Source organism: Streptomyces sp. IBSBF 3136 (genome assembly GCF_036815105.1).
GTDB lineage: Bacteria > Actinomycetota > Actinomycetes > Streptomycetales > Streptomycetaceae > Streptomyces.
Genome location: NZ_JAJSZC010000029.1, coordinates 38713 through 50593 on the forward strand (window position 1 = coordinate 38713; position 11881 = coordinate 50593).

The window sequence follows — 11881 nt, forward strand, 5'->3', positions numbered from 1 at the left end:
GCTCTGTCAGATTACTGAACTGACAGGACGTCAGGAATGGGTGAGGAGCGGCGAAGTTGTGGAGGTCAGGGTCTTTCGTTCGGATCAGGTCGTTAGGGCCCCTGGCAGAAGGGGCTGCCCTCCGATCGTCGCGCGCCAGGGCAAGGCGAGCGCGTAGGACGATCACTACTCTGCATGAGTGCTCTCATACGACGAGTTGACCTTGCCGGAGCGGCAGTTGTGGGACGCGTTCCCTGAAGGACGCCGCGTGGACCTGCGCACGGGTTTGCCCGAGGATCGGGTCGACGAAGGCCGGCAGTGGGGCCCCGGGCGGAGGGTTCGGGCTGCCGTGATCGTGGCGCTTCTCCTGGGCGCGAATGCCATGCAGCCGGGCGCCGTGGCGTGCCTGAGGCTCGCGGGGGCGCGGATATCCGGGCGCCTCAATCTGGCCGGCGCGCAGATCGCTCACGCCTTATGGCTCGAGGACTGCTGGTTCGAGGAGGCTGTGGACCTCCTCGGAGCGTCGACGCGGACACTTGTGATCTCGGGTAGCCACGTGCCGGGCATCGAAGCCGATTCGGCGCGCATCGAGGGAATCTTCGACCTGCGGCGCTCCGTCGTGGAGAGCCTCGATTCTTCGCCTTTCAACCACGTCAGCACCGCTCTGTCGCTGAGCGACGCCCGGGTGAGCGGCGGCGTCCTGCTCGACGGGGCCGAGATCAGCGCGCCCGGAGGATGGGCCGTGGCCGCAGGCGGGCTGGTCATGGAAGGAGGCGTGTTCTGCAACGGCGGATTCGTGGCTCGCGGTGAAGTGCGGCTGGTGGGTGCGCAGTTGCCGGGCGGACTGTTCATGAAGGGCGCGCGCCTGGAGGACCCCTCTCCGCGCGGAGTAGCCCTCGCACTGGACAACGCTGTGGCCTCGACGATCAATCTCTCCGACGGGTTCACCGCGAACGGGACTGTACGGCTGCGGGGCGCCCGGATCTCCGACAACCTGGCCTTTGAAGGAGCCCTCCTGAACGGGCCGCCCGACGGCCGCGGTCCATCTTTGGTCGCCCCACTGATGCAGACCGTCGACTTCGACTTCACCGTCGCCCACCCACCCTCCGGCACCGTAGACCTGCGGGGTGCGCAGGTGTCCTACCTCCACGACAGCGAACACAGCTGGCCGGACGTGGTGGAGCTGGATGGCTTCGTCTACAACTCCATCAAGATGGACGAAGCAGGCGAGCGGCGGGAGGCAGTGGGGCAGCGGCACTCCGTCGCCCACCGCGTGGCGTGGATACGACGAAGCCCGGGCTACAACCCGCAGCCCTATGAGCAGTTGGCCAGCTGGCACCGCAAGGCCGGCCACGATGACGACGCCCGCCGCGTGCTCCTGGCCAAACAGCGCCATCGGCGTCGAACTCTTCACCCGGCCGCACGCGTGTGGGGGCACCTGCTCGATGTGACCGTCGGCTACGGCTACCGCCCCTGGCTGGCCGGCGTCTGGCTCCTCGCGCTGACCCTGACGGGCACGCTGTCCTTCGGTGCCGGCTCCCCCACCCCGATCAAACAGGGCGAAGGCGCCCCTTTCCAGCCCCTCATCTACACACTCGACCTCTTGATCCCCATCGGTGGCCTGGGTCAGCGCGCGGCCTGGTACTGGTCGAACGGCGACCTCCAGTGGCTGGCCTACCTCCTGATCGCCTTCGGCTGGGTACTGACGACCGCCATCATCGCGGGCGTCACCCGCACCCTGCAGAGAAATTAGCGGGCGACAGCTGATTTCAGGCCGATCGACCTCACCGGCGAAGCATGCATGGAGAGGGCCTCAAGAGTCCGCGGTTCTTTACGCCGGCACCCGCCGGACCACCGCATGCCCGGCATGGTCGACCAGGACCCGGCCGACCTCATCCGGCCGGGCGTGACCCCCGCGCAGGGCGTGCATGCGTGGCCCGAGGAGGCCCGCCGGCGCTGACGGCAAGGGCCGCTCAGAGCTCCGCCTGGCCGCCCGCTACGACACGCGCGCCCACCACTACCGAGCGCTGGTCACCCTCGTCTGCCGACTGCTCCGGCTGCCCTGACTCGGCGGACATGACCTACTGGGCCGGCCTGCGGGCCACCGCCCTGGCGATCTTCTCCGCGTCGATGGCCAGCTCGCGGAGCATGCCGCTGATCGGGTTGGTGAACCCGGTGAAGTACAGGCCGGGCGCGTTCGCCGGGGTGCGCGGCCCGTGTGTCACGGGCTTCCCGCGCCCGTCCAGCACCTCCAGGTGCCCGACCAGACCTTCCAGCGCCCGTGCGTACCCGGTGGCCGCGATCACCGCGTCCGGTGATATCCGGCTCCCGTCGGCGAGGGTCACCTTCCCGTCCTCGAAGCCCTCGACGGCGGCCACGACCTCGACCTTCCCCTTGCGGACGGCGTCGATGAGGCCGACGTCCTGGACCGGGATGGCCCCCTCCCGCACCCTGCTGTACAGCCCGGTGTCCGGGCGTGCCAGCCCGTGCGCGGACAGGTCGGGGGTGCTGATCCGCGCCAGCGGCCGGGCGAGCCGGTCGACGAGCCGCACCGGCAGCCGCCGCACCAGCACGCCCGTGTACTGGGCGGCCCAGCCGGCGGTCGAGCGGCGCACGATGTGCGGGGCGGTGCGCACCGCGAGGCGCACCCGGGCGGCCCCGCCCTCCACCAGGTCCACGGCTATCTCGGCACCGGTGTTGCCGACGCCGACGACGAGCACGTCCCGGCCCGCGTAGGGCTCGGCGTTCCGGTAGTGGCAGGCGTGGGTGAACTCCCCGCCGAAGCCGTCGAGGCCGGGCCAGTCGGGCACCCGCGGGGTGTGGTTGTAGCCGGTCGCGACCACCACCGCGCTGCCGGTCAGCTCCCGCCCGCCGGAGGCGTGCAGCAGCCAGCCCGTGCCGTCCGCCGACCGCTCGACGCGGAACACCTCCACACCGGTGACGATCTCCAGCTCGTGGTGCTCGGTGTACTTCTCCAGGTACCGCACCACGTCGTCCCGGGACACCCAGCGCCCGAACCTGCGGGGCATCCTGAGGCCCGGCAGGGCGGACAGCCGGCGGGTGGTGTGCAGGTGCAGCCGGTCGTAGTGCCGCCGCCAGGAGGAGCCCACCTGGTCCGACTTCTCCAGGACCACCGCCCGTATGCCCCGGGACCGCAGCGCGTGGGCGGCCGCGAGCCCGCCGGGGCCCGCGCCGATCACGTAGACGGGGCGGTCGGCGGGGGTCGCGGAAAGGTGCGCGGGGGAGGGACGGGAGTCGGCCATGAGCGCGAGCGTAATCACGCACTCCGTTGATGGGTCTCGGTCAAGACCGGAATTGGTTGCGGATTGATCACGGGTGTACGGGAACGGCGCGTGCGCGGTGAAGAACGGCGTCGCGACCCCTCGGCAAGCCCCAATATCTGACGTACCGTCAGATGCCATGGACGCGATCTGGCTCGACGGCGCGGAGTGGCTCGCGGTGCTGCGCATAGGACTCGGTCTGTGGTGGCTGGAGAGCTGGCGGCACAAGGACAAGAAGGCCTGGTTCGAGCGCGGGGCGGGCATCGCCTGGGCGGCGGACGTGGCCGCCGAGCACCGCTGGGAACCGGTGCGGACGGGCTTCGAGCGGGTGGTGAAGCCACGGCCGAAGCTGATGGCGTACGTCGTGGCCTACGCCGAACTCGCACTGGGCCTCGGCCTGGTCCTCGGCTTCCTGACCCCGGTGGCCCTGCTGGGCGGCCTGGTCCTGAACGTCCTCTACTTCGTGCTGATGATCCACGACTGGGCGGAACAGGGGCAGAACTCCATGATGGCGCTGATCTCGCTGGTCGGGTTCTTCGCCATGGCGTGGCAGACCTGGTCGCTGGACGCGGTACTGGGGTGGTTCGGATGAACGCGGGCCGCTCCGACGTCCCCGGGATCGACGCCTTCACCCGCCCCTACTGGGAGGCGGCCGCCGCCGGCCGCCTGCTCCTCCGCCGCTGCCGGGCCTGCGGCCGGGCCCACCACTACCCCCGCGAGTTCTGCCCGCACTGCTGGAGCGCGGAGGTGGACTGGGAGGAGGCCGGCGGCCGGGCGACCCTCTACACCTGGTCCACCGTCCACCGCAACGACCTCGCGCCCTTCGATGCCCGTACCCCCTACGTGGCCGCGGTGGTGGACCTGGCGGAGGGGCCGCGGATGATGACCGAGCTGGTGGGGTGCGCGGGGGACGAGGCGGTGGCCGGCATGGACCTGGGGGTCGCGTTCCGGGGCGGGGTGCCGGTGTTCGCGCCGGGCGGCTGAGCCGCGCGCGTCACGGCCACAGCAGCCGCCTGCTCCAGCCGAACTCGGTGCGCCGGTACTCCAGCCGGACGTGGCGGCGCTCGGGGTCGCCCTGGAAGAACTCCACCACCTCGGGGCGCAGCCGGTACAGGGTCCAGGTGGGGGAGGGCTCCGCCGGGTTCTCCCGGGCCCGCTCCCAGGCGGCCAGCGACGCCTCGCGCAGTTCCTCCAGCGAGTCGAGCTCCTCGCTCTGCCGTCCCGTGAGCGCGGCCGCCAGCGCCCCCGTCGAGCGCGCGTGCAGGTCCGCCTGGCTCTCCGGGGACGGCGCCGACGCGACCGGGCCCCGCACCCGCACCTGGCGGCCCAGCACCGGCCAGTAGAAGGCCAGGGCGGCGTACGGGCGGGCGGTCAGGTCCCGGCCCTTGCGGCTCGTGGCGTGACTCGCGAAGGTCCAGCCGTCCGCGTCGGCGCCGTGCAGCATCACGATCCGCGCGTCCGGCCGGCCGTCCTCGTCCGCCGTCGCCAGCGACATGGTGTGCGGCTCCGGCTGGCCCGCCTCGACCGCCTCGGCGAACCAGGTGGTGAACAGGTGCAGCGGGGCCGGCGGGGCCTTGTCCGGGTCGAAGGGCCGCAGTTCCGTCACCCCGGGCGCCCACACCCGCAGGGACCGCAGCATGTCGTGGAGATCCTTTTGTGCCATGGGCCGAGTATCGCCCCCGGCGGCGCACCGGCCGCACGGAAGGCGCGCCGCCGGGGCCTGCCCCGGCCCCGGGCGCCCTCGGTCCCGGCCCGGCACCGCCGTCAGTCCCCGCCCCGCACCACCATCAGTCCCGGCCGAGCACCACCGTCGCCGAGGAGCAGAACCAGCCGCCCGTCCCCGAGGCGACGCCGAGGCGTGGCGGCCCGCCGTCCCGGGTGCGCACCTGGCGCTCGCCGCCCTCGCCCCTCAGCTGCCGTACCGCCTCCACCAGCAGGAAGAGGCCCCGCATGCCCGGGTGCTGGGCGGACAGGCCGCCGCCGTCCGTGTTCACCGGCAGCTCACCGCCGCGCACCAGCAGCCGGCCCTTCTCCACGAACGCCCCGCCCTCGCCCTTGGCGCAGAAGCCCAGATCCTCCAGGGTCACCAGGGTCATGTAGGTGAAGGCGTCGTAGATCTCGGCGAAGTCCATGTCGGCGGGGCGCACCCCGGCCCGCCCGAAGGCCAGCCTGCCGCTGACGGCCGCCGGGGAGACCGTGAAGTCCGGCCACTCGGACATGGTCGCGTGGGAGACGTGCTCGCCGGTGCCGAGGACCCACACCGGCCGGGTACGGCAGTCGTGCGCGTACTCCTCGGCCACCAGCAGGACCGCCGCGCCGCCGTCCGAGCGCAGGCAGCAGTGCAGCTTGGTGAACGGGTCGGCGATCAGCGGGCCGGCCAGCACGTCGTCGACGGTGATCGGGTCGCGGTACATCGCCTCCGGGTTCAGGGCGGCGTTGGCCCGGGCCTGGACCGCCACCTGCGCGAGCTGCTCGATCGTGGTGCCGTGCTCGATCATGTGCCGGCGGGCCGCCATCGCGTACTTGGCGATCAGCGTGTGGCCGTACGGGACCTCGAACTGGAGCGGGCCGCGCGCCCCGAAGGACAGCTCGCCCGTCCTGCGGCCCGCCCTGATGTCCGCCCGCGCCGTCGAGCCGTAGACCAGCAGGACGGCCTCGGCGCGGCCGGCCGCTATCGCGTCCGCCGCGTGTGCCGCCATGACCTCCCAGGTCGCGCCCCCGACCGAGGTGGAGTCCACCCAGGTGGGACGCAGCCCCAGGTACTCCGCCACCTCCACCGGGGCCAGCGTGCCGAGGCCCGCCGAGGCGAAGCCGTCCACCAGGGCGCGGTCCAGGCCCGCGTCGGCCAGGGCGCGGCGGGCCGCCTGGGCGTGCAGGGCGTACGGGGTCGCGTCGTCCACGCGGCCGCAGTCGGCGAGGGCCACCCCGGCCACGGCGACCTTCCGGTTCCCGGGTCTCATGAATCTGACGGTACATCAGATATTGCGGCCCGCGGCAGGCGTCGCGCCTCTGGGTTTCCCGGTCCGCCGGGCCTAATATGACGCACCGTCAGATCAGGGTGAGTCCAGCCGGAGGGATCGGATCAGCCATGGACACCCGCCTCACCGCCGAGCAGGACCACATCCGCCGCACCCTGCGCGAGCTGCTGCGCAAGCGCTGCGGCGGCGCGGAACTGAGGGCCGCCGCCGACAGCCCGGCCGGGTACGACCCCGCCCTGTGGTCCGCCCTCGCCGGCCGGCTCGGCCTGCCCGGGCTCGCCGTCCCCGAGAGCTACGGCGGTGTCGGCTGCTCGGTCACCGAACTCGCGCTCGCCTGCGAGGAGACCGGACGCGCCCTGGCCCCCTCCCCGCTGCTGGCCACCTCCGTCCTCGCGGCCCCGCTGATCCTCGCCCTCGGCACCGAGGCGCAGCGTGCCGGGCTGCTGCCCCCGCTCGCCGCCGGTGCCCGCACCGCCACCCTCGCCGTCCCCGGTCAGGCCCTCGCCACCGCGCTCGCCCTGACCGGCGGCAACGGCGGCCCGTGGGCCGGCGGCGGGCGGGCCGGCGGGGTGCAGGCCCGGCCGGTGGGGGACGGCTGGCGGCTGTACGGGCAGGCCGACCAGGTGCTGGACGGGCACAGCGCGGACCTGCTCGTCGTCGCCGCGCACACCGGGGGGTTCGCGCGCTCCCGGACCCTGCTGTTCCTGGTCGCCGGGGACGCCGAGGGACTGGCACGGGCCCGGCAGACCGCGCTCGACATCACCCGGCCCCAGGGCCGTGTCCAACTGCGGGACGCACCGGCCCAGTTGCTGGGGACGGCCGACGGGGACGCGCTCACCGCCCTCGCGGACCTGGGCGACATGGTCGCCACCGTGCTCGCCGCCGAGGCGGCGGGCACCGCGGCGCGGGCGCTGGAGCGGACCGTCGAGTACGTCGGGCGGCGCGAGCAGTTCGGGCGGCCCGTCGGCTCCTTCCAGGCGGTCAAGCACCGGCTCGCGGACGTCTACGTGCGGGTGCAGGCCGCGCGCTCGGCCGCCTGCTACGCGGCCTGGGCCGCCGCCCACGGCCGGCGGGAGGGCCGGCTCGCGCTCGCGCAGGCGCTGGAGGCGGCGCGCTCCGCGGCCGGGGAGGCGATCCAGCTGCACGGCGGGATCGGGTTCACCTGGGAGCACGAGGCCCACCTGTACTTCAAGCGGGCGACCGGGGACGAGCTGCTGTTCGGGCCCCCGCACCGGCTGCGGGACCGGGCCGCCGAGGAGGCCGGGCTGTTCGGTCGCGACGAGGTGGCGGTCTGATGCCCGGCGCCGCGGTGCGGTTCGTGCAGCGGGTCTCCGCCACCCGGGCCTTCGCGAAGGTCGCCCCCCACGTGGTCCCGGCGCTGGACCGGGCCGTCCACCGGCTCACCCGGGGTCGGGTGCTGCCGAGCGCCCTGATGCTGCCCGGGCTGATCCTCACCTCCACCGGCGCCCGCAGCGGACTGCCCCGCAGGACCCCGCTCGCCTGCATGCCCGCCGGGGACGGCCGCGGCTGGGTGCTGGTCGGCTCCAACTTCGGGCGGACCGGGCACCCCGCCTGGACCCACAACCTGCTCGCCCGTCCGGACGCCTCCGTCAACTGGGAGGGACGGGACATCCCCGTCACGGCTCGGCTGCTCACGGGTGCGGAACGGGCCGCCGTCTGGCGCCAGCTCGTGGAGTTCTGGCCGCCGTACGCCACCTACCAGGCGCGGGTGGAGCGCGAGATCAGGCTGTTCCGGCTCGAACCCAGGTGAGCGTCACAGCGTCGCCAGCCGCTCCACCAGCAGGAACGCGCCGATCCCGAGCATCGCCGCGCCCGAGGTGCGGGTGACCGCGCGGGCCGCCGCCGGGCGGGCCGCCAGCAGGACCCGGGCCAGCAGGCCCACGGTGAGGTAGACGGCCGCGCAGCACGCCATGTGGAGCAGGCCGAGGGCGGCCGTCTGCACGGGCACCGGAAGGTGGCCGCCGCGCAGGGTGAGGAACTGCGGCAGCACCGACAGGTAGAGCAGCAGCCCCTTGGGGTTCAGCCCGCTGATGGTGGCGCCCCGCAGGAAGAGGCGGCCACCGCTGTCGTCGGCCGCCTCCCGGACCGCCCCCGGGACGGCCGGGCGGCGCAGCACCCCCCAGCCGAGCCACAGCAGGTACCCGGCGCCCGCCACCGTCAGTGCCGTCAGCAGCCGGGGCGAGCCCGCCACCAGGACCGCGAGGCCCGCCGTCGCCAGCACCGTGTGCAGGGCGTACCCGCAGACCAGGCCCGCCACCGCGCGCGGCACCGGCCGGCCGCGCAGGGCGGCCGTGATGACGTAGGCCCAGTCCGCGCCCGGCACGCACACCAGCAGCAGGTCCACCGCGAGGAAGGAGAGGAGCAGTCCCGAGTTCATACCGGGGACATTAGGCGTGAATGGCCCGAAAGTGTTCCCGAAGTTTGCTCATGATCGCGGCAGGTGGGGGAGAATCTCCCTCATGGACGACGTGGACCGGAAAATCCTTGCCGAGCTCCAGCAGGACGGGCGGCTGACCGTGACCGAGCTGGCCGCCCGGGTGCGGCTGAGCGTCTCGCCCTGTCACCGGCGGCTGCGTGAGCTGGAGCGGTCCGGTGCCATCCAGGGCTACCGGGCGGTGGTGGACGCGGCCGCGCTCGGCCTGAACTTCGAGGCGCTGGTCTTCGTCTCCATGCGGCAGGAGGACCGGGACACGGTCGCGGAGTTCGAGCGGGCGGTCAGCGAGCTGGACCACGTCCTGGACGCCCAGCGGCTGTTCGGCGAGCCGGACTATCTGCTGCGGGTGGCCACCGCCGACCTCGCCGCCTTCCAGCGGCTGTACGACGAGCGGCTCGCGACCCTGCCGGGGGTGCAGCGGCTGACCTCGACGCTGGTGATGAAGCACGTGGTGCGGGACCGCGCGCTGCCCGCACGGTGAAGCGGGCGGCTGCCCGCACAGTGAAACAGGCGGTGGCTCACCACGGGTGAACCACCGCCTGCCAGACAGGACTTGGGACCTGGAAAAGGGAGCCGGCCGCTACTTCGTCGGCTTCTTGCCCGTCACGCCGAGGTGGACCAGCAGCGCCAGGTTGGGCTTGAGCTCGGCCTGCTTGACGCCCCAGGAGGAGAAGCCCTTCTGGTGCGAGGCCACCGCCGCGAGCATCGCGACCAGCGAGCCCGCGATCGCCGCCGGGTTCACGTCCTTGTCGATCCGGCCCTTGGACTGCAGCTCGGTGATGGACTGCGCGAGGGAGTTGTTCACCGAGTTCAGGATCTTCATGCGGATCTTGTAGAACCGTTTGTCCCCTTCGGCGGCACCGAGGTCCACCACGCGCAGGATCGCGTCGTTCTTCCGCCAGAACTCGAGGAAGCCGTCGACCAGTTCCTGCGCCGTCTGCCACCCCGCCTTGCCCGCCCAGGTGCGCCCCTCCAGCAGCTCGGTCAACCCGGCTCCCTCGGCGGCCATTTGCTCGGCGATCTCAAGGACGGCGCCCTCGACGTCCGGGAAGTACTGGTAGAAGGTCGCGGGCGAAGTGCCCGCCTTCCGGGCGACATCGATGACCTTGACGTCCCGGTAGGGGGAGGAGCTGAGCATCTCGCTGAGGCAGTCGAGCAGCTTCTGCCGGGTCGCCTGCCCACGCCGGCCGGCCACGCGGCCGTCGACGGTACGCACTTGTCCTGTCATGTCGTCAGCTTACCGAGGGGGGATGAGAGCGCGATTCGGCCGACTGCAAATGGGGTGCACGGGGATGTCCGGGGTGGTGTGGCTGGTCTGCGGGGTGCGTGCGACGCGGTTACTTTGACCACATGGCCGAAAACAGGGCACCGGTGTACGCGGAGGGCGCTCCCTGCTGGGTGGACGCCGAGCTTCCCGACGTCGAGGCGGGCAAGAGGTTCTACGGCGAGCTCTTCGGGTGGACCTTCGAGGAGGCGTTCGGCTCCTCGGTGTGGGCCCGGCTGGACGGCGACCTGGTCGCCTCGCTGGCCCCCAAGACGGACGGCCGCATGCCCACCGTCTGGACGGTCTCCTTCGCCACCCCGGACGCCGCGGCCCTGGGCCGGCGGATCACCGCGGCCGGCGGCCAGGTGGTGATGGCCCCGTTCGCGGTGGCCGATCTCGGCGTCGCCGCCCTGGCCACCGACCCCGACGGGGCGGTCTTCGGCCTGTGGCAGGCCGGCACCCACCCGGGCTTCGAGCGGCGGTACGAGCCGGGCACCTTCGTCTGGGCCGAGCTGTACACCCGGGACACCGCCGCCGCGAACGCCTTCTACGGCGAGCTCTTCCACGAGGCCCTGTTCGGCTCCGGCGCCCAGCCGGACTTCGGCCGCGCCGACGTGTCCGAGGTGTTCCCGGCCGAGATGCCCCCGCACTTCGTCACCCACTTCCGGGTCACGGACCTGGACGACACCGTCGGGGCCGTGCAGCGGCTCGGCGGGAGGGTCCAGGTCCCGCCCTTCGAGACGTCGTACGGACACGTGGCCGTCGTCACCGACAATCAGGGGGCGTCGTTCGCGGTGCTGCGTCGGTGAGGCGGTCGCGGCCCGGCACCACTGCGATGAAATGACCGTATTCGGCATGAGACACCCCGATTCATCACCGGGTTCGCAACCAGCGGCCCGGCCAGGAAGAATCAGGGTGCGTGCCGCCATGGCGGTGCGGTGGTGAGACGCTGCACTTCGGTCGCGTACATAAGTGGGTGGCGCGGCTCGTACGGGGAGGTGGCAGGCAAGTGGTGGATCAGCTGACACAGCACGATCCGCGGCGGATCGGGCCGTTCGAGGTGCTGGGCCGGCTGGGTGCCGGCGGCATGGGGCTGGTCTATCTGGCACGCTCGGCGTCCGGCCGGCGCGTGGCGATCAAGACGGTCCGCACCGAGCTGGCCGAGGACCAGCTCTTCCGGGTCCGCTTCACCCGCGAGGTGGAGGCGGCCCGGGCGGTCTCCGGCTTCTACACGGCCGCCGTGGTCGACGCCGACCCGCGCGCCGCCGTGCCCTGGCTGGCCACGGCCTACGTCCCCGCGCCCTCCCTCGAGGAGATAGTGAACGAGTGCGGGCCGCTCCCGGCCCAGGCCGTGCGCTGGCTCGCCGCGGGTGTGGCGGAGGCGCTGCAGTCCATCCACGGCGCGGGCCTGGTCCACCGCGACCTGAAGCCCTCCAACGTCCTGGTCGTCGAGGACGGCCCCCGGGTGATCGACTTCGGCATCGCCTCCGGGGTCTCGAACACCCGTTTGACGATGACGAACGTCGCGGTCGGCACCCCCGCCTACATGTCCCCCGAGCAGGCCAAGGACTCGCGCAGCGTCACCGGCGCGAGCGACGTCTTCTCGCTCGGCTCCATGCTGGTCTTCGCGGCCACCGGCCACCCGCCCTTCCACGGCGCCAACCCGGTCGAGACGGTCTTCATGCTGCTGCGCGAGGGCCCGGACCTGACCGGCCTGCCCGACGAGCTGCGCCCGCTCATCGAGGTCTGCATGCAGATGGAGGCGTCGGGCCGCCCCTCCCCGGCCGACCTCCAGGCCCAACTCGCCCCGCACCTGTTCGGCTCCGGCTCCGACGACAGCGGCACCGCCTCCGCCTGGCTGCCCGAGAAGGCGGTCGGCCTGATCGAGACCCGCCGCGGCGGCCGCCCCGCGGCCAAGCCGGCC

General features: G+C 72.9%; 13 protein-coding genes. 8 read left to right on the top strand and 5 right to left on the bottom strand.

What is annotated here, in order from left to right; genetic code table 11:
• The first annotated feature begins 178 nt into the window (after positions 1 to 178).
• Positions 179 to 1732, top strand: coding sequence for an oxidoreductase (locus V7E45_RS09350; protein ID WP_333773642.1), 1554 nt, complete (start codon positions 179 to 181; stop codon positions 1730 to 1732).
• Positions 1733 to 2060: 328 nt separating this feature from the next.
• Here the strand turns inward: V7E45_RS09350 and V7E45_RS09355 are convergent, their stop codons facing one another.
• The gene (locus V7E45_RS09355) at positions 2061 to 3242 is read right to left on the bottom strand and encodes a flavin-containing monooxygenase (RefSeq protein WP_333773643.1); all 1182 of its coding nucleotides are present in this window, start codon (positions 3240 to 3242) and stop codon (positions 2061 to 2063) included.
• Between the two features lie 157 nt (positions 3243 to 3399).
• Here V7E45_RS09355 and V7E45_RS09360 point away from each other — a divergent pair, with 157 nt between their 5' ends.
• Positions 3400 to 3852, top strand: a complete 453-nt coding sequence (locus V7E45_RS09360) for a DoxX family membrane protein (protein WP_333773644.1) — start codon at positions 3400 to 3402, stop codon at positions 3850 to 3852.
• A complete protein-coding gene (locus V7E45_RS09365; protein ID WP_333773645.1) occupies positions 3849 to 4244 on the top strand; it encodes a Zn-ribbon domain-containing OB-fold protein in 396 nt (131 codons plus the stop codon). Before V7E45_RS09360 ends, V7E45_RS09365 begins: the two co-directional genes overlap by 4 nt.
• A gap of 10 nt (positions 4245 to 4254) precedes the next feature.
• On the opposite strand, the gene V7E45_RS09370 is transcribed toward V7E45_RS09365, so the two are convergent.
• Both V7E45_RS09370 and V7E45_RS09375 read right to left on the bottom strand, forming a co-directional pair.
• Complete coding sequence (locus V7E45_RS09370; protein ID WP_333773646.1) at positions 4255 to 4923, bottom strand: pyridoxine/pyridoxamine 5'-phosphate oxidase; 669 nt, start codon at positions 4921 to 4923, stop codon at positions 4255 to 4257.
• 124 nt (positions 4924 to 5047) lie between these two features.
• Positions 5048 to 6220, bottom strand: coding sequence for a thiolase C-terminal domain-containing protein (locus tag V7E45_RS09375; protein ID WP_333773647.1), 1173 nt, complete (start codon positions 6218 to 6220; stop codon positions 5048 to 5050).
• A 128-nt stretch (positions 6221 to 6348) separates the two neighbouring features.
• Here V7E45_RS09375 and V7E45_RS09380 point away from each other — a divergent pair, with 128 nt between their 5' ends.
• Complete coding sequence (locus tag V7E45_RS09380; RefSeq protein ID WP_333773648.1) at positions 6349 to 7533, top strand: acyl-CoA dehydrogenase family protein; 1185 nt, start codon at positions 6349 to 6351, stop codon at positions 7531 to 7533.
• Positions 7533 to 8009 carry a nitroreductase family deazaflavin-dependent oxidoreductase gene (locus tag V7E45_RS09385; RefSeq protein WP_333773649.1) on the top strand — a complete coding sequence of 159 codons (477 nt, stop codon included), beginning with the start codon at positions 7533 to 7535 and terminating at the stop codon, positions 8007 to 8009. The genes V7E45_RS09380 and V7E45_RS09385 overlap by 1 nt, the downstream gene beginning before the upstream one ends.
• A 3-nt stretch (positions 8010 to 8012) precedes the next feature.
• Here V7E45_RS09385 and V7E45_RS09390 read toward each other — a convergent pair whose 3' ends face one another.
• Positions 8013 to 8636 carry a LysE family translocator gene (locus tag V7E45_RS09390; RefSeq protein WP_333773650.1) on the bottom strand — a complete coding sequence of 208 codons (624 nt, stop codon included), beginning with the start codon at positions 8634 to 8636 and terminating at the stop codon, positions 8013 to 8015.
• A gap of 82 nt (positions 8637 to 8718) precedes the next feature.
• Between V7E45_RS09390 and V7E45_RS09395 the strand changes: the two genes are divergently transcribed.
• The gene (locus tag V7E45_RS09395) at positions 8719 to 9174 is read left to right on the top strand and encodes an Lrp/AsnC family transcriptional regulator (protein ID WP_333773651.1); all 456 of its coding nucleotides are present in this window, start codon (positions 8719 to 8721) and stop codon (positions 9172 to 9174) included.
• 99 nt (positions 9175 to 9273) lie between these two features.
• Here V7E45_RS09395 and V7E45_RS09400 read toward each other — a convergent pair whose 3' ends face one another.
• Positions 9274 to 9921 (bottom strand): TetR family transcriptional regulator, encoded by a 648-nt coding sequence (locus V7E45_RS09400; protein ID WP_333773652.1) that lies wholly within the window; start codon positions 9919 to 9921, stop codon positions 9274 to 9276.
• A 122-nt stretch (positions 9922 to 10043) separates the two neighbouring features.
• On the opposite strand from V7E45_RS09400, the gene V7E45_RS09405 reads away from it, so the two are divergent.
• Both V7E45_RS09405 and V7E45_RS09410 read left to right on the top strand, forming a co-directional pair.
• Positions 10044 to 10766: a VOC family protein gene (locus V7E45_RS09405; RefSeq protein WP_333773653.1), complete on the top strand. Its 723-nt coding sequence runs from the start codon at positions 10044 to 10046 to the stop codon at positions 10764 to 10766.
• A gap of 200 nt (positions 10767 to 10966) precedes the next feature.
• Positions 10967 to 11881 (top strand): serine/threonine-protein kinase (locus V7E45_RS09410; RefSeq protein WP_333773654.1); only part of this gene is annotated, 915 nt, incomplete at its 3' end.